Source organism: Micromonospora sp. BS32, assembly GCF_059089345.1.
In genome coordinates this window covers 44,321-62,164 of the sequence record NZ_JBSSHR010000021.1, presented here as the reverse complement: position 1 = coordinate 62,164, position 17,844 = coordinate 44,321, and the positions used below count along the sequence as shown (strand labels likewise).

The 17,844-nt window shown below is 72.3% G+C and carries 13 protein-coding genes; 6 read left to right on the top strand and 7 right to left on the bottom strand.

All coding sequences use genetic code 11. The features are described from left to right. Positions 1-28 precede the first annotated feature (28 nt). Together AC5RWQ_RS25180 and AC5RWQ_RS25175 are read left to right on the top strand one after the other, a co-directional pair. Positions 29-2,830 carry a DEAD/DEAH box helicase gene (locus AC5RWQ_RS25180; RefSeq protein ID WP_494285119.1) on the top strand — a complete coding sequence of 934 codons (2,802 nt, stop codon included), beginning with the start codon at positions 29-31 and terminating at the stop codon, positions 2,828-2,830. A 166-nt stretch (positions 2,831-2,996) separates the two neighbouring features. After that, complete coding sequence (locus AC5RWQ_RS25175) at positions 2,997-3,887, top strand: MHYT domain-containing protein (RefSeq protein ID WP_494285118.1); 891 nt, start codon at positions 2,997-2,999, stop codon at positions 3,885-3,887. 84 nt (positions 3,888-3,971) lie between these two features. Here AC5RWQ_RS25175 and AC5RWQ_RS25170 read toward each other — a convergent pair whose 3' ends face one another. Both AC5RWQ_RS25170 and AC5RWQ_RS25165 read right to left on the bottom strand, forming a co-directional pair. Continuing rightward, on the bottom strand, positions 3,972-4,892 hold the full coding sequence (locus AC5RWQ_RS25170; protein WP_494285117.1) for a 5'-3' exonuclease: 921 nt from the start codon (positions 4,890-4,892) through the stop codon (positions 3,972-3,974). Positions 4,893-4,947: 55 nt separating this feature from the next. Continuing rightward, a complete protein-coding gene (locus AC5RWQ_RS25165) occupies positions 4,948-5,166 on the bottom strand; it encodes a hypothetical protein (RefSeq protein WP_494285116.1) in 219 nt (72 codons plus the stop codon). A gap of 103 nt (positions 5,167-5,269) precedes the next feature. Between AC5RWQ_RS25165 and AC5RWQ_RS25160 the strand changes: the two genes are divergently transcribed. Beyond that, a complete protein-coding gene (locus AC5RWQ_RS25160) occupies positions 5,270-6,340 on the top strand; it encodes a DUF4037 domain-containing protein (protein ID WP_494285115.1) in 1,071 nt (356 codons plus the stop codon). 57 nt (positions 6,341-6,397) lie between these two features. Beyond that, positions 6,398-6,835, top strand: coding sequence for a class I SAM-dependent methyltransferase (locus AC5RWQ_RS25155; RefSeq protein WP_494285114.1), 438 nt, complete (start codon positions 6,398-6,400; stop codon positions 6,833-6,835). 92 nt (positions 6,836-6,927) lie between these two features. Here the strand turns inward: AC5RWQ_RS25155 and AC5RWQ_RS25150 are convergent, their stop codons facing one another. The 4 genes from AC5RWQ_RS25150 to AC5RWQ_RS25135 form a co-directional block, all read right to left on the bottom strand. After that, a complete protein-coding gene (locus AC5RWQ_RS25150) occupies positions 6,928-8,229 on the bottom strand; it encodes an IS110 family RNA-guided transposase (RefSeq protein ID WP_494285113.1) in 1,302 nt (433 codons plus the stop codon). 291 nt (positions 8,230-8,520) lie between these two features. Beyond that, positions 8,521-9,141, bottom strand: coding sequence for a DinB family protein (locus AC5RWQ_RS25145; protein ID WP_494285112.1), 621 nt, complete (start codon positions 9,139-9,141; stop codon positions 8,521-8,523). Positions 9,142-9,147: 6 nt separating this feature from the next. Further along, positions 9,148-10,263, bottom strand: coding sequence for a MerR family transcriptional regulator (locus tag AC5RWQ_RS25140; protein ID WP_494285111.1), 1,116 nt, complete (start codon positions 10,261-10,263; stop codon positions 9,148-9,150). Between the two features lie 150 nt (positions 10,264-10,413). Continuing rightward, positions 10,414-11,676 (bottom strand): MFS transporter, encoded by a 1,263-nt coding sequence (locus AC5RWQ_RS25135; protein WP_494285110.1) that lies wholly within the window; start codon positions 11,674-11,676, stop codon positions 10,414-10,416. Positions 11,677-11,761: 85 nt separating this feature from the next. Between AC5RWQ_RS25135 and AC5RWQ_RS25130 the strand changes: the two genes are divergently transcribed. After that, positions 11,762-12,676, top strand: coding sequence for a winged helix-turn-helix transcriptional regulator (locus AC5RWQ_RS25130; RefSeq protein WP_494285109.1), 915 nt, complete (start codon positions 11,762-11,764; stop codon positions 12,674-12,676). Here AC5RWQ_RS25130 and AC5RWQ_RS25125 read toward each other — a convergent pair. After that, positions 12,660-12,992 carry a cupin domain-containing protein gene (locus tag AC5RWQ_RS25125; RefSeq protein WP_494285108.1) on the bottom strand — a complete coding sequence of 111 codons (333 nt, stop codon included), beginning with the start codon at positions 12,990-12,992 and terminating at the stop codon, positions 12,660-12,662. The two genes, AC5RWQ_RS25130 and AC5RWQ_RS25125, sit on opposite strands and share 17 nt — an antisense overlap. Before the next feature lie 324 nt (positions 12,993-13,316). Here AC5RWQ_RS25125 and AC5RWQ_RS25120 point away from each other — a divergent pair, with 324 nt between their 5' ends. Next, positions 13,317-17,765, top strand: a complete 4,449-nt coding sequence (locus AC5RWQ_RS25120; RefSeq protein WP_494285156.1) for a hybrid sensor histidine kinase/response regulator — start codon at positions 13,317-13,319, stop codon at positions 17,763-17,765. Positions 17,766-17,844: the final 79 nt, after the last annotated feature.

Genomic DNA, 17,844 nt, shown 5'->3' with positions numbered 1-17,844 from the left:
GTCGGCGGTACCAACTAATCTTGGAGACATGTCGAGCCCCGCCGAGCGGTACGCCGCGGCGCGCCGCCGGGCCGCGCAGGCCTCACAGTTCCCGGCGCTGGACGAGTTCGCCTCCGATCTGGGGTTCGATCTCGACGACTTCCAGCGGGAGGCGTGCCAGTCCCTGGAGCGGGGCAGTGGCGTCCTGGTCTGCGCCCCGACCGGCGCCGGCAAGACCGTGGTCGGCGAGTTCGCCGTACACCTGGCCCTGCGCGGGACGCCCGGCGAGCCGGCGGCGGCCGAGGGCGCCGCGGGCCCGACCACCCGGCGCAAGTGCTTCTACACGACCCCGATCAAGGCGCTGTCGAACCAGAAGTACCACGATCTGGTCGACCGGTACGGCGCCGAGCAGGTCGGCCTGCTCACCGGCGACAACGCGATCAACGGCGACGCCCCGGTGGTGGTGATGACCACCGAGGTGCTGCGCAACATGCTCTACGCCGGTTCCAGCACCCTGCGGGGCCTCGCCTACGTGGTGATGGACGAGGTGCACTACCTCGCCGACCGGTTCCGCGGCGGGGTCTGGGAAGAGGTGATCATCCACCTGCCCGCCTCGGTCACCCTGGTCTCGCTGTCGGCGACCGTGTCCAACGCCGAGGAGTTCGCCGACTGGCTGGTCACCGTGCGCGGCGAGACCGCCGTGGTGGTCAGCGAGCACCGGCCGGTGCCGCTCTGGCAGCACATGCTGGTCGGCAAGCGGATGTTCGACCTGTTCCACGACGCCGACGCGGCCCGCAAGCACGACGTGCACCCGGAGCTGCTGCGCTACACCCGGGACACGATGCGCCGGCTGGAGCTGGGCGAGGGGCGCAGCGCCGGCCCCGGCAGCGGGCGGCGCGGCCCGCGCTGGCGCGGCCCGATGCGGCCGGACATCGTCGACCGGCTCGACCGGGAGGGGCTGCTCCCGGCGATCCTGTTCATCTTCAGCCGGGCCGGCTGCGCGGCCGCCGTGCAGCAGTGCCTCGCCGCCGGCCTGCGGCTCACCTCCGCGGAGGAGCGCGCGGAGATCCGCCAGGTGGTGGAGAGCAAGGTCACCGCCATCCCCGGCGAGGACCTGACCGTGCTCGGCTACTGGGAGTGGCTCGACGGGCTGGAGCGCGGCCTGGCGGCCCACCACGCCGGGATGCTGCCGGTGTTCAAGGAGGTCGTCGAGGAGCTCTTCGTCCGCGGCCTGGTCAAGGCGGTCTTCGCCACCGAGACGCTGGCGCTGGGCATCAACATGCCGGCCCGCTGCGTGGTGCTCGAACGGCTGGTCAAGTACAACGGCGAGGCGCACGTCGACCTGACCCCGGGGGAGTACACCCAGCTCACCGGCCGGGCCGGGCGGCGGGGCATCGACGTCGAGGGGCACGCCGTGGTGGTCTGGTCGCCGGAGACCGACCCGCGGCACGTGGCCGGGCTCGCCTCCACCCGCACCTACCCGCTGCGGTCCAGCTTCCGGCCGTCGTACAACATGGCGGTCAACCTGGTCGGCACGGTCGGCGCGGAGCCGGCCCGGGCGCTGCTGGAATCGTCGTTCGCGCAGTTCCAGGCGGACCGGTCGGTGGTCGGCCTGGCCCGGCAGGTGCAGCGCAACACCGAGACCATCGAGGCGTACGCCGCCGAGTCGGCCTGCCACCACGGCGACTTCGACGAGTACTTCGGCCTGCGGATGGCCATCGCCGACCGGGAGCGGGCCATCGCTCGGCAGGGGCAGACCCAGCGCAAGGCCGCCGCGGTGGCGTCGCTGGAACGGCTGCGGGTAGGCGACGTGATCCGGGTGCCGTCCGGGCGCCGCGCCGGCCTGGCCGTGGTCCTCGACCCGGCCACCGGCGGTTTCGGCGAGCCCCGCCCACTGGTGCTCACCCAGGACCGCTGGGCCGGGCGGGTCAGCCCCGGCGACTTCACCACCCCGGCGGAGGTGCTGGCCCGGATCCGGGTGCCGAAGCACTTCAACCACCGCTCGCCCGGCGCCCGGCGGGACCTCGCCGCCGAGGTCAGCGGGACCGGTCTGGACCGGCACGGCGGGCGGCGTGGCGGCCGGAGCCGGCAGGCCGCCGGCGAGGACCACCGGCTCAGCCAGCTCCGCACCGAGCTGCGCAACCACCCGTGCCACGGCTGCCCGGAGCGGGAGGAGCACGCCCGCTGGGCCGAGCGGCGGCGCCGGCTGGAGAACGACACCGAGGAACTGCGGCAGCGGGTGGCCGGGCGGACCGGCTCGCTGGCCCGCACCTTCGACCGGATCGTCGCGCTGCTCACCGCCCGGGGCTACCTCGCCGCCGACGGCGCGGTGACCGACGCCGGCCGGATGCTCGGCCGGATCTGGACCGAGGCGGACCTGCTGGTCGCCGAGTGCCTGCGCCGGGGCGTCTGGGACGGGCTCTCCCCGTCCGAGCTGGCCGCCGCGGTGTCGGTGGTGGTCTTCGAGGCCCGCCGCGACGTCGACGAGCGGGCGTCGCTGCCGCGCGGCCCGGTCGCCGACGCGGTCGACGAGACTTTGAAGCTCTGGGGCGACATCGAGGCGGACGAGGCCAATCGGGGCCTCGCCGTCACCCGGGAACCGGACCTCGGCTTCGCCTGGCCGATCTACCGGTGGGCCCGGGGCGAGGCCTTGGCCAAGGTGCTGGCGAGCGGGCACGAGATCGACGGGGAGATGCCGGCCGGGGACTTCGTCCGCTGGTCCCGGCAGGTGGTCGACCTGCTCGGTCAGCTCGCCGACTCCGGCGGCGCGTCGACCGAGCTGCGGGCCACCGCGCGGCAGGCGATCGCCGCGGTCAACCGGGGCGTGCTGGCCTACCACACCTCCGCCTGACCGTCACTTTCGGTCACCGCCAGCGGTCAATCGACGCATCGCACGGTCACCACGACAGCGCCCCCCGAACACTGTGGGGGGTGCTGTCGTGCCTGCTCCGGGCCTCCCTGATCATTGCTGCGGCGCGGTTTCTACGCGCCGGTAACGAGTGGGGGGAATAGCCGTCGTGGCGGAAATCAATCACTTTGAGTACGGGTGGATCACGCCCGCGCTGAGCTACGCGCTGTCCGTGCTCGGCTCGTCCCTCGGTCTGGTCTGCGCCGGCCGGATCCGCACCGCGTCCACCTCGGGCCAGCGGATCTGGTGGGGCCTGCTCGCGGCCTGGGCGATCGGCGGGACCGCGATCTGGGCGATGCACTTCATGGCGATGCTCGGCTTCGCCGTGGACGGCACCCGGATCCGGTACGACGTGCCGCTCACCGTGGCCAGCACGGTCATCGCCGTGGTGGCGGTCGGCATCGGCCTGTCCATCGTCGGCACCGGCCGGCTCAACGCGGCGCGGGTGCTCGTCGGGGGCCTGTTCACCGGCGCGGGCGTCGCCGCGATGCACTACACCGGCATGGCCGCCATGCGACTGGACGGCGACCTGGACTACGACGGCGGCCGGGTCGCCCTCTCGGTGCTCATCGCGATCGTCGCCGCCACGGTGGCGCTCTGGCTGGCGATGACCGTGCGCCGAGGGCTCGCCATCGCCGCGTCCGCGCTGCTGATGGGGATCGCGGTCAACGGCATGCACTTCACCGGCATGAGCGCGCTCTCGGTGCACCTGCACGACCGGCGCGGCGAGCTGGCCGGCGCCGGGGTCAGCACCCTGCTGGTGCCGATCGTCCTCGCGGTGATCTTCGTGGTGGTGGGTCTGGTCTACGCCCTGCTCGCCGCGCCCACCGACGACGACCTCGCCGGGGCGGCGTACCTGGACGGCCGGGCCGCCGGAGCGCCGGCGACGGTCACGCCGGAGCCGACCGCGGACCCGGTGGGCCTGCGCGGCCGGGGCACCCTCGGACAGCCGGGCACCCCGTTCCCGTCCCGCCGGAGTGCGGACACCCCCCGGCGCTGACCCGCGTGCGTGGCGAGGGGCGGTGGTCGTCGGGACCGCCGCCCCTCGGCGTACCCGCGGGTGATTCGGCGTGCCCGCGGGTGATCAGGAACGGACGGCGAGCGCGTCCACCAGCCGCCGGCAGGAACCGGCCAGGTTCCACCGCTGCGCCAGCGCCAGCAGCCGCTCCGGGTCCGCCGGCGCGTGCGGCAGCGCGGTGGGCAGCTCCGGCAGCGGTACGTTCCGGGCCACCTCGACCACCTTCGGCGCGACCGCCAGGTAGTCCCGCGCCCCGAGCAGCTTGGCGCGCAGCCCGGGGGCGAAGCCCGACGCGGGGTCGTCCAGCGCGGCCAGGATGCCGGGCAGTCCGCCGTACCGGTCGATCAGCCGGGCGGCGGTCTTCTCGCCCACCCCGGGCACCCCGGGCAGCCCGTCGCTGGGGTCGCCGCGCAGCGCCGCGAAGTCGGCGTACCGGTCGGCGGGGACGCCGTAGCGGGCCCGCACCGCCGCGTCGTCGCAGTCCTCCAGCTTGGCCACCCCGCGCCCGATGTAGAGCAGCCGCACGCGGCGGGCGTCGTCGACCAGCTGGAACAGATCCCGGTCGCCGGAGACCACCTCCACCGGGCCCGGCTGGGTCACCGAGAGCGTGCCGAGCACGTCGTCGGCCTCGTAGCCGGTCGCGCCGGTCGCGGTGATCCCGATCGCCTCGAGGACCTCCAGGATCACCGGCACCTGCGGGGAGAGGGTGTCCGGCACCTCCTCGCCGCCCTCCGGCGCCACCCGGTGCGCCTTGTACGACGGCAGCAGCTCCACCCGCCACGCCGGCCGCCAGTCGTGGTCCAGCGCGCAGACCATCCGGTCCGGCCGTCGGGTGCGGACGAGCTGGGCGAGCATGTCGAGGAAGCCGCGGACGGCGTTGACCGGCTGGCCGTCGGCATCCCTCGCGGCCGACTCGGGAATGCCGAAGTAGGCCCGGAAGTAGAGGCTGGGCGCGTCGATCAGCAGGATCGGGGATTGGTCTGCCACCCGGACAGCCTGGCACAGCCCTACGACGACACGGGGGACGCCGGGACGGGCCGGTTCAACCCTCGTCGTCGTGCCGGTAGAGCGTCTCGCGTCGGGCCAGCCACTGCACGGCGTAGCTCGCCACCAGCAGCACGATCGCGACCACCACCTCGACCCCGGCGAGCGGACCGTTGGCGACGGTGAGGCCGAGCGCGAGCAGGGCCAGCCCGACCAGGGCGAGGATGCCGGCGCCGAGCAGCCGGCGTCGCCGTAGCACCGCCCGGTCCACCGCCACCGTCGTCCTCCCGTCAGCCGCCGGATTCAAGGCTATCGGCGGCGACCCGGGCCGGAGCCGATAACGGGTGGGCCGGCCGGTTCGCGGGGGGCAGACTGCGGGGATGGCGTTCGTACCCGGGTTGACGCTGGCCCGCCGCTTCCACGACGAGGTGGTCGCGCCGCTGCTCGGCCGCCGGCTGCCCGGCCTGCGGTACGCCGCCGCGCTGCTCGACGGCGGCTCGGAGCTGCTCGGCCTGGACACCGCGCGCTCCACCGACCACGACTGGGGTCCGCGCCTGCAGCTCCTCGTCGGCGAGCCCGGCGACGTCGCGGCGGTCCGCGCCGTTCTCGACGCGGACCTGCCGGCGGAGTTCCTCGGCTGGCCGACCCGCTTCGCCGGCGGCCCGGACACCCGGCTGGGCGCGGCCGACGCCGCCGGAGAGCGGCACGGAATCACGGTCGACGAGCGCGCCGGCTGGCTGCGCGGCCGGCTGGGCTTCGACCCGGCCGCCGGCGTCACGGTCGACGACTGGCTGGCCACCCCGACCCAGCGGCTCGCCGAGCTGACCGGCGGCGCGGTCTTCCACGACGGCCTCGACGGCGCGCTCACCGCCGCCCGGGCCCGGCTGGCCTGGTACCCGGACGACGTGTGGCGGCACGTGCTGGCCGCCGGTTGGGCCCGGGTCGGGCAGGCCGAGCACCTCGCCGGCCGGTGCGCGGAGGTCGGCGACGAGCTGGGCAGTCGGGTGGTCGCCGCCGGGCTGGCCCGTGACCTGATGCGGCTGGGCCTGCTGCTGCACCGCCGCTGGCCCCCGTACGACAAGTGGCTCGGCACCGTCTTCGCCGGGCTGCCGGCGGCGGCGCCGGTGGTGGCGGCGCTGGCCGACGCCCTCGGTCCGGGCGGCTGGCCGGACCGGCAGGCCGGGCTGGTCCGGGCGTGGGAGACCGCGGCGGGCTGGACCAACGACACCGGGCTGACCGCGCCGGTCGACCCGACGGCGCGGCCGTTCCACTCCCGGCCGTTCCTGGTGCTCGACGCCGGCCGGTTCGCCGCCGCGCTGCGGGCCGCGATCGGCGACCCGGCCCTGCGCGCCCGCCCGCCGCTCGGCGCGGTCGACCAGTACGTGGACGGCGTCGACGTGCTCACCCACCCGGAGCGGGTCCGCCGGGTGGCCGCGGCGCTGACGGCCTGACCGTCGGGCGGCCCGTAGTCCTCGGCCGGTTGCTCGGGGCACGTCGCCCGGACAACGATGGTTGTCGACGGAGGCCTGATCAGCGGCATGAGCACGCGTCCGACTGCGACGCTGCGCGGCAGGGTAGGGGTGTCTCGGCCTGCATGGCAGGATCGTGCTCCCGTCCTGCTTGGGAGGCAGCCTGTGGAGGCCGATCACTACGACGGTTTCGCGGAGCGCTACTCCGGTCGACGAATCCTCGATGCCGGCTGCGGTTCAGGTCCCTTGTCCGCGGCGCTTCGCGAGCGAGGGGCCATCGTGGCCGGCTTCGACTCCAGCCCGGCGATGGTCGAGCTGGCCGAACGGCGGCTGGGCGAGGACGCCACGCTGCTGGTGGCCGACCTCAGCGAGCCGCTTCCCTTCGCCGACGGTGCGTTCGACGACGTCGTCGTGTCCCTGGTCTGCACTACCTGCAGGACTGGACTGCGCCCTTGGCTGAGCTGCGACGAGTCCTGAGGCCAGGCGGCCGCCTCCTCCTGTCCGTGAACCACCCGATCGTCCACACTGCAGTGAACCCGGGCTCCGACTACTTCGCCCTCTCGCGCTGGTCAGACGAGTGCACGTTCGACGGGCACAGCACGGAGCTGACCTACTGGCACCGGCCGTTGCATGCGATGACGGATGCGTTCACCGACGCGGGCTTCCGTCTCTCGGTCGTCAGCGAACCCCCATCTCTCCCGAGACTCCGCGCGAGCTGCTGCCTCCACATCTCGTGGACCGCACGTCGTTCCTCTGCTTGCGTGGGGGTGGTCGTGGCCGCGAGCCCGGGCCCGCCGGTAGAGGTCGGCGGCCCAGGGGTTGGCGTGGTGGGAGTCGCCGGCGAAGTCGATGACCGCTGCACAGAGTTGTTTGTGGACGGCCCAGCGGAAGCCGACGACTTTCACCTTGCCGGACTGCCTGGTCGAGGGTGCGGCCCCGGCCAGGCAGGTGAGTGCCTCGGGCGTCGGGAAGCGGCCGCGGGCGTCACCGATCTCAGCCAGGAGCCGGGCCGCTCGCACGATCCCTGCCCGGGGCAGGGATGTGAACACTGCCGCGTCGGGATGCTGCAGCAGCTGGAGTTCGATTTGCTCCTCCAGCGCGCTGATCTGCTCCCGCAGGGCCGTAAGCCCGGCCACCAACGCAGCGGTGACGTGCGCCCGGGCGGTGGCTTCAGGACCGGTGGTCCCGCGGGTAGCCGCGAGCAGATGGGCGTGCAGCAGCCCGGCTCGTGTCGGGTTGGGGTAGGAGACGCTGCGCAGCCAGTTCTGCAGTCTGCGTGCCGACAGCCAGTCGACCTTGTCCTGAGTCGCGAACCGGGTGAGGAAACTCAGGGTGATCGCGGAGTCGATGTCGCGGAACAGCCCGATCACGCCGGGCAGAACGTGTTCGAGGTGGGCGCGGAGCTGATTGGCCATCGCGACACGGGCGGCGATGAGGTCCTTGCGGGAGCGGACGGTCATCCGCAACGTGAGTGTCGCGGGAGAGTCGAGGGTGAGGGGACGCAGGCAGTGGTGATCGGTGCGGACGGTGTCGGCCAGGACGTAGGCGTCGAAGCGGTCGTCCTTGTTGCCGGCTGCGCCGTAGCGGCGGCGCAGGTGTTTGATCTGGTTCGGGGCGATCACGAAGACCGTGAGCCCCGCATCGAGGAGGGCCTCGACGACGGGCCCGTCGGGGCGTTCGATACCGACCTCGAGCACACCGGTCTGCTGCAGGCATCGCAGCAGCTTCCGCAGCCCCGCAGCGGTGTGTTCGACGATCATCCGTTGAACCTCGACACCGTCGGGGCCAACGATCGCGACGGCGTGCTCGGTACTGGCCCAGTCGATGCCCGCCGTTGGTCGACGCACCGAGGGCTGGTGTTCGACACTCACGGTGTCCTCCTTGCTGTTGCAGCAGCAGGTGGGCACCTGGTGGTCTCAGGACACGGAAGCCGGTCGCTCACTGATCGGCGCTCGACAGCGCGCAGCCCTGTCGCCAGTCATACGTGCCCTGAGACCACCGGGCCCCGCGGAACTCATGCCGGACCTCTCACGGTCAAGCGGACGAGGCGGTGGCCCGGTGGAGACCAGGTGCGCCGACGACCCCAGATCGCCGGCACCAGACACGGTGCCCGACGAGACCGCCGACAGGAAGAGTCTGCGCAGTGAGCGGGCGTCCGCGCACTACTCGTTGATGAGCTGCTCTCGAAGAATGTCCGCGTGCCCACAGTGCTGGGCGAGCTCGCGCAGCACGTGGAGATACACCCACCGCAGCGGAAACGGGCCCCGCCGGTGCCCGTGCAGGATGTCGTCCAGAGCCAGGGATGACGTCGCATGGCGTGATGCTTCGCAGGCTTCGCGGTGTGCGTGCTGGACGGTGGCGATCGTGTCGTCGTCATCGAGGATGAACGACTCGTCCGATGTCGCAGGGATGCCGATCTCAGCGCGCGACCGGCACGTGACGGCTTCGTCGAACCAGACCTTCTCGACGAAGGTCGCGTGCTTAACAAGACCCAGCAGCGTGGTCCGGGAGGCCACCAACGATCGGCGCGCCTGTTCCTCTGTCAGCCCGTTCAAGCAGCCATTGAGCGCGCCGCGGTGCTCGTCGAGGAACGCCTCGAACTGGGAGCGGGCTGGCTGTGCGACGACCTGGTCGGCGAAGGTGGGCGGGTAGGAAGGCATGGGCGAAGCCTTCCAGACCGTCGCCCAGGAGCAAGCAGCCGACATCGGCACGAGCGGTCGGCTGACTTGTCCGTCTCGCAGGTGCGGACCCTGACGCCCGCGTCTGGCGGCGTTTTCGCGCACGGTGGTTCAGGCTACGAGCAGGCGGAGACCGAGCTCTGCCGTGTCGAGGGCGACGAGGTCGCGGTTGCGCTCGGCCCACCGGCCTGAGGCAAGGTCTTCGCGGAGTGTGCCGACTGCCCGTTGCTCGGCCTGCGGTCCGACTCTGGTCCATACCGAAACCGCGCGGCGTACATGTTCGTCAAGGTATGCCTCAGGCCGGCGCCAGTACGCCTCGAAGAAGCCGTCAGCGCAGTCCCATGGGACGAGCACCGGCTCCGCGCGTCCTCCGATCGCGCGGGTCAGGTCGGCCAGGGACGGCCAGCCGACGAGGAGGTCTGCGAACTCGGGTAAGTAGTCGCGGGTGAGCCAGAACCGCTGACTCCGGCCGGTGTCGTCGGCGTCGTACGTGAACACCACCACCCGGCGGGCCACCCGTCGCATCTCACGCAGCCCGGCGACCGGGTCCGGCCAGTGATGGACGGTGCTGACCGCCATCGCGGCGTCAAAGGACTGGTCCTCGAACGGCAGACTCTCCGCCCCGGCGGCCACGCATGGCGCCGCGCCCACGGGACGCTGCGCCCGCATGACCGCCGACGGTTCCACCGCCGTGACGTCGCGGTCGGGTGGTTCGTAGGAGCCGGTGCCAGCCCCGACGTTCAGCACCGTTCGTGCGTCCCCCAGCGCATCCCAGATGCGGGCAGCGATCCGTGGCTCGGTGCGTCGCGTCGCTGGGTAAGCGGATCCGATGACGTCGTACAACCGCGCGCCGAACACTTTCAGTTGCTCCTCTGGCGTCGTCCGGATTCCCATTGCTCGTGCCTCCAGTTCCCTGTCTATGGCCGTCACCATGGCAGCAGCCCGGTCGCGCTGGTCCATCAGCAGGCCGCGCAGCCGGCACAGGTGTGCGACTGCGTCGGTGGCCGGATCGTCGACCAGGTCCGCGATCTCCCGCAATCCGAAGCCGAGCCGCCGGTACGCGAGCACCTCCCGGAGTCGCTCCACATCGTCCGCGGAGTAGGCCCGGTGCCCAGCCGCGGTCCGCGTAGACGGCTCCAGGAGGCCGATCTCGTCATAGTGATGCAGTGTGCGGACGCTGACGCCGGCCAACTCCGCCACACGCCCCACGGTCAGGTGCTCCTCCACGCCACTGACTATGTGGCATGACGCCGCGTCAGGTGCAAGCTTCGCTGCCAGCATGATCGAGTTCCGCTCATCGGAATGACCGCGCGATACCGGGCATGAGCGGAGACGGTCAGCGGCCGGCAAGCTGCCATTCCCTCAACCGCTGGTCCGTCACCGTACGGCGGGTACCGGCGGCCGGGTCACCGGGTCGTCCGGCGCGTCGGTGAGATCACGCAGCCGGCGGACGGGGGAGCGGAGCAGCGCCAGCGGCGCGAGCGTCGCCGCCGCGGCGAAGAGCAGCAGGGTGACCCGGGGACCGACCACCCCGGCCAGCGTGCCGGCCACCAGTCCGCCCACCGGGATGGCGCCCCAGGAGACGAAGCGGACCGTCGCCATCACCCGTGCCAGCAGCTGCGGCGGGCTGGCGATCTGCCGGTAGGTGCGGGTGGTCACGCTGAGCACCACCACGCCGCCGGCGAAGACCACGTTGCCGGCCGCGAACGCCAGGTACGCCGCCCAGCCGGCACCCAGCGGCACGACGAACGCGCCGGCGGTGGCGATCGCGCAGGCGACCAGCACCGAGCGGGCGGTGCCCCACCGGCGGGTGATCCACGGCGTGGCCGCCGCGCCGACCAGCGAGCCGACGCCCTCCACGGCCAGCAGCACGCCGACCAGGGCGGCCGGGGCGTGCAGCTCCCGGACCAGGTAGAGCGGGTAGACCGCGAGCTGTGCCCCGCAGACGAAGTTCACCGCGGTCGCGGCCCACATGGTGGGGCCCATGATCTGGTGGCGGGTGACGTACCGCCAGCCCTCGCCGATCATCTCGCGGACCGGGGGCCACCGCTCGGGCACCGCCGACCGGCGGGTCGGCAGGGAGCCCAGCAGCGTCGCGGAGACGAGGTAGCTGACCGAGTCGACCAGCACGGTCGGCACCGGACCGAGTGCCTGCACGGCGAGGCCGCCGAGGGACGGGCCGCTGAGCTGGGTGACGGCGTGCGTGGCGGAGGTGAGGCTGTTGCGGGCGTGCAGCTGCTCCCGGCCGACGATGGCGGGCAGGAAGGTGGAGTTGGCGACGTCGAACAGCACGGTGGCGAAGCTGACCACCAGCGCCACGACGACCAACTGGGCGACGGTCAGCCGCCCCCACCACCAGGCCACCGGGACGGATGCGACCGCGACCGCCCGGGCCAGGTCGGCGCCGACCTGGGCGCCGCGCAGCGGCAGGCGCTGCACGATGACGCCGGCCGGCAGCCCGATCACCAGCCAGGCGACGTAGCTCGCGGCGGCGATCAGCCCCATCTCGAAGGCCGACGCGTCCAGCACGGTCAGCGCGGTCAGCGGCAGCGCCACCGCGCCGACCGCCGACCCGACCGAGCTGGTCGTGCCGGCGGTCCACCAGCGCCAGAACACCCCGGTCGCCTCCCCGGCGGTCACTCGCCGCCAACCCCCGTCCGCGATCGGGTCAGTTCCAACATGGAACGGACTATAGTCGAGAGATCCGGGCGGCGGGAGGTGCGAGGTGAGGCGGGCCGATCTCTCCGACGCCGACTGCGGCATCGCCCAGGCCCTCGGCGTGCTCGGCGACTGGTGGACGTTCCTGATCGTCCGGGACGTGGCCGGCGGCACCACCCGGTTCGACGCGCTGCAACGCGAGCTCGGGGTCAGCCGCCGGGCGCTGACCGAACGGCTGACCGCACTGGTGGCGCACGGGGTGCTGCGCCGCGAGGCGTACTCGCGGCATCCGCCGCGCTACGACTACCTGCTCACCGCCAAGGGTGAGGGCCTGCTGCCGGTGCTCATCGCACTGCAGGACTGGGGCACCCGGCACGTGATGGGCGACGGCCAGCTGACCGCCACCGCCGACGCCGCGTCCGCCGAGGCCCGCCGGATGCACCAGCTCGTCGGCCGGCGACTGCCCCCGCTCACCCTCCGCCGCCACGACGGCGGCTCCGAGAACCCCGCGGTACCCGGCCGGTGGACCGTGCTCTACCTCTTCCCCGGGGCGTTCGCCCCGGGCGGGCAGGCCCTGCCCCCCGGCTGGGGCGACATCCCCGGTGCGGGCGGCTGCACCCTCGAATCCCGCACCTACGCCGACCGCCACCCGCTCTTCGCGGCCGCCGGCGCGGAGGTGCGCGGGGTGAGCACCCAGCGCCCGGACCAGCTGGCGGAGTTCGTGGCGCACGCCAAGCTGCCGTACCCGCTCCTGTCCGACCAGGACGGGCGGTTCGCCGCGGGGCTGCTCCTGCCCACCTTCCGCGCCGGCGGGGTGGACCGGTTCAAGCGGCTCACCCTGCTGGTCGACCCGGAGGCCCAGGTCCGTGCCGTGCAGTTCCCGGTGACCGACCCGGCCGGCTCGGTGGACGAGATCCTCGACCTGCTCCATCGCCGGGCCACCCCGACGCCCCCCGACCCGGCCGTCAGTCGCACATCGTGACCAGCGGCTGAGCCTCGTCGGCCAGGTACGTGGAGAGCATCATCGTCTCCACGGTGCCGATGTTGCGGGCATTGTGCACGACGCCCGGGGGGATCAGGAACGGCTCGCCCGCGTGGATGGTCAGGGTGGGGCGGTCGTCGAACTCCATCGCCACGTCACCCTGGATGAGGTAGCCGACCTCCTCGCCCGGGTGGCGGTGCCGCCCCGACGCCTGACCCAGCGGGATCTGGAACAACGTCTGGACGATCAGCCGTCCCGGCACCGAGGCGTGCGCCCGTTGCAGCTCCGTACGCGTGATCGTGGCGTGCTGCGCCATCGCGTCCTCCTGCTGTCGGCGCTGACGACCGCCGGTCCGCACGCGGCCCGCGGGCACCATGGACAGGGCGAACTCTAGCCGCGCCGGGCATCCCGTTCCGGTGAACGGCGGCGTGCCACCCGGCCGGGCGGGCACGCCTGATTCCGCAGGCCCCGACGCGTCTCACTGGGCGATCGGCCCGCGCTGCGGGATATCCGCTTCGTGTGCATACTTGCGCGGTTGATGTTGTGCCGGCGCCTCGTCGTCGGCTGCTACGCATAGGTGGTTGTGGTGGTCGAGACGACGGCGAAGCGACGTACCCCGGCGACTGGTGCGAGCGCGCCGATGGCCGATCCGGGGCTGCGGCAGCTGCTGGCGGGCCTGACGGCGGTCCGCGACGGTGACTTCGGCACGCGGCTGCCGGAGGACGCCGACGGCCTGCTCGGCGAGATCGCCACCGTCTTCAACGGCATGGTCGACCAGTTGTCGCTCTTCACCTCCGAGGTGACCCGGGTGGCCCGGGAGGTGGGCACCGAGGGGCAGTTGGGTGGCCAGGCCGAGGTGCCTGGCGTCTCGGGCACCTGGAAGGACCTCACCGACTCGGTGAACGCGATGGCCGGCAACCTGACCGACCAGGTCCGCGACATCGCCGAGGTCGCCACCGCGGTCGCCCGGGGCGACCTGTCGCAGAAGATCACCGTCGACGTGCGGGGTGAGATCCTCGAACTGAAGATCACCATCAACACGATGGTGGACCAGCTGTCGTCGTTCGCCGACGAGGTGACCCGGGTGGCCCGGGAGGTGGGCAGCGAGGGGCGCCTCGGCGGCCAGGCCGAGGTGCCCGGCGTCGCCGGCACCTGGCGCGACCTCACCGACTCGGTCAACTTCATGGCCGGCAACCTGACCAGCCAGGTCCGCAACATCGCCCAGGTCACCACCGCCGTGGCGCGAGGCGACCTGTCCCAGAAGATCACCGTCGACGCGCGCGGCGAGATCCTGGAGCTGAAGAGCACCATCAACACGATGGTGGACCAGCTGTCGTCGTTCGCCGACGAGGTCACCCGGGTGGCCCGCGAGGTCGGCACCGACGGCCGGCTCGGCGGCCAGGCCCAGGTCAGCGGCGTCGCCGGCACCTGGCGCGACCTCACCGACTCGGTCAACTCGATGGCCGGCAACCTCACCGACCAGGTCCGCAGCATCGCCCAGGTGGCCACCGCCGTGGCGCGGGGCGACCTGTCCCAGAAGATCACCGTCACCGCCCACGGGGAGATCCTGGAGCTGAAGAGCACCATCAACACGATGGTGGACCAGCTGTCGTCATTCGCCGACGAGGTCACCCGGGTGGCGCGCGAGGTGGGCACCGAGGGGCGCCTCGGCGGCCAGGCCGACGTCAAGGGCGTCTCCGGCACCTGGAAGGACCTCACCGAGTCGGTCAACGTGATGGCCGACAACCTCACCGCCCAGGTCCGCAGCATCGCCGAGGTGACCACCGCGGTGGCCAAGGGCGACCTGACCCAGAAGATCCGGGTCGACGCCCGCGGGGAGATCCTGGCGCTGAAGGAGACCATCAACACGATGGTCGACCAGCTCTCCGCGTTCGCCGACGAGGTGACCCGGGTGGCGCGTGAGGTGGGCACCGAGGGGCGGCTCGGTGGTCAGGCCCGGGTGCTCAACGTCGGCGGCACCTGGAAGGACCTGACCGACAACGTCAACGAGATGGCCAACAACCTGACCAACCAGGTGCGCTCGATCGCGCTGGTCGCCACGGCCGTCGCGCAGGGCGACCTGAGCCGGCAGATCACCGTGGAGGCCAAGGGCGAGGTGGCCGTCCTCGCCCAGACCATCAACACGATGGTCGGCACGCTCGGCGCGTTCGCCGACGAGGTGACCCGGGTGGCGCGCGAGGTGGGCACCGAGGGGCGGCTCGGTGGTCAGGCCCGGGTGCCCAACGTCGCGGGCACCTGGAAGGACCTGACCGACAACGTCAACTCGATGGCCAACAACCTGACCGGCCAGGTCCGCAACATCGCCCAGGTCACCACCGCCGTCGCGCAGGGCGACCTGACCAAGAAGATCGACGTCGACGCGCGCGGCGAGATCCTCGAGCTGAAGACCACCATCAACACGATGGTCGACCAGCTCTCCAGCTTCGCCGCCGAGGTCACCCGGGTCGCCCGGGAGGTGGGCAGCGAGGGCCGCCTGGGCGGTCAGGCCGAGGTCGAGGGCGTCTCGGGTACCTGGAAGCGGCTCACCGAGAACGTCAACGAGCTGGCCGGAAACCTCACTCGGCAGGTGCGCGCCATCGCCGAGGTGACCAGCGCCGTCGCCACCGGAGACCTGACCCGGTCGATCACCGTGGACGCCCCGGGCGAGGTCGGTGAGCTCAAGGACAACATCAACTCGATGGTGGAGTCGCTGCGCGAGACGACCCGCACCAACCAGGAACAGGACTGGCTCAAGACCAACCTGGCCCGCATCTCCGGGCTGATGCAGGGGCACCGTGACCTTGACGTGGTCGCCGGCCTGGTGATGAACGAGCTCGCGCCCCTGGTGTCGGCGCAGCTCGGCACGTTCCTGCTGGTCGACGACACCGCCCAGGGGGCCGCTCTGCGGGTGGTCGGCGGCTACGGCCACGACGCCGCCCGCCGCCGGTACGCCCTCGGCGACTCCCTCGTGGGGCAGGCCGCGGTGAGCAAGCGGGCCATCGTGGTCGACGCCGTACCGGCCGACTACGTCACCGTCTCCTCCAGCCTCGGCGCCGCCGCGCCGCTGCACCTGGTGGTGCTGCCGGTCCTCTTCGAGGACCAGGTCCTCGGCGTCATCGAGCTGGCCAGCATGAGCCGCTTCACCGAGGTGCAGCGCGACTTCCTCGACCAGCTCACCGAGACGATCGGCGTCAACGTCAACACCATCGTCGCCAACGCCCGGACCGACGTCCTGCTCACCGAGTCCCAGCGCCTCGCCGCCGAGCTGCAGGCCCGCTCGGAGGAGCTGCAGGCCCGCTCGGAGGAGCTCCAGCGCTCCAACGCGGAGCTGGAGGAGAAGGCGGCGCTGCTGGCTCGGCAGAACCACGACATCGAGACGAAGAACTCCGAGATCGAGCAGGCCCGCCAGGAGCTGGAGGCCCGGGCCCAGCAGCTCGCGCTCGCCTCGAAGTACAAGTCCGAGTTCCTCGCCAACATGAGTCATGAGCTGCGTACCCCACTGAACTCGCTGCTCATCCTCGCCCAGTTGCTCGCCCAGAACCCGAACCGCAACCTGACGAGCAAGCAGGTCGAGTACGCGACGGTGATCCACTCCGCCGGCACCGACCTGCTCCAGCTCATCAACGACATCCTCGACCTGTCGAAGGTCGAGGCCGGCAAGATGGACATCAACCCGGAGACGTTCGAGCTGTCCGTCCTGCGGGACTACGTCGACGCGACCTTCCGTCCGTTGACCACGCCCCGAGGCCTGGAGCTGGACATCGTCACCGGCCCGGACGTCCCCACCCAGCTGCACACGGACGAGCAGCGGCTCCGCCAGGTGCTGCGCAACCTGGTCTCCAACGCGGTGAAGTTCACCGAGCACGGCAAGGTGCAGCTGCGCATCGAGCGGGCCCGCCCGGACGAGCTTCCCGGCGGCGTCGGGCCGGCGGAGGACGTCATCGCGTTCCGGGTCATCGACACCGGCATCGGCATCGCCGAGCAGCACCTGACCGCGATCTTCGACGCCTTCCAGCAGGCCGACGGCACCACCAGCCGCCGTTACGGCGGCACCGGACTGGGCCTCTCCATCAGCAGGGAGATCGCCCACCTGCTGGGCGGTCGGATCACGGCGCGCAGCGTCCTCGGGCAGGGCAGCACGTTCACGCTCTACCTGCCCGCCAGCGCCGGCCCGTCGTTCGCGGTCGACACCGCGCCGCCCTCGGCCACCGTCGCACTGTCGGCGGTCGAGCCGGACGGGCCGCGGCGTACCGAGCAGCGGCGCCTGCTGGTGCTGGAGCCCCACGACAAGGGGCTGCTCACCATGCTGACCCAGGGTGTCGCCGCGGGACCGGCGGGCCACGGGGCTGACGTGTCGACGGCGGTGGACGCCACGTCGGCGATCGAGGCACTCACCGCGCATCGCCACCACCTGCTGGTGCTGGACCTCGACACGTCCGCCGACAGCGGCACCGCGCTGTTCAAGGCCCTGGACGAGACCCCGGGCCTGCGCGGCGTGCCCGTCCTGGCCTACCACGGGCGGCCGCTGGCGGCCGGCCAGGAGACCCTGCTGCGGACCATCGCCCAGGACCGGCCGTTGGAGGTCCTGCGCAGTCTCGACGACCTGCGTGAGCGCATCGCCCTGCATCTGTCGGCGGAGAGCCCCGAGCGGGTCGTGCCGCTCGCTCCCGCGGCCGTCGACCTCCCGTCCGTCAACGAACCCTTCGCCACGGCGCTGGCGGGCCGGAAGGTCCTCGTCGTGGACGACGACGCCCGTAACGTGTTCGCCCTGACCAACATCCTCGAGCTGCACGGCATCGACGTCGTCTACGCCGAGGACGGCCGCAAGGGCATCGAGACGCTCATGCGCCACGACGACATCGACCTCGTCCTGATGGACGTGATGATGCCGGAGATGGACGGCTACGCCGCGACCGCCGCGATCCGCGCCATGCCCCGCTACGCCGATCTGCCCATCATCGCGGTGACCGCCAAGGCGATGTACGGCGACCGCGAGAAGAGCCTCTCCTCCGGCGCGAGCGACTACGTCACCAAGCCGGTCGACGCCGAGGATCTCCTGCACTGCATCCGCCGCTGGCTCGACAGCTGACGGCTACGGCCGGGCGGTCCGAGACCGCCGCAGCCTACCCACGACCGGGCGGAGCGCGTCGTCGGCGCGCTCCGCCCGA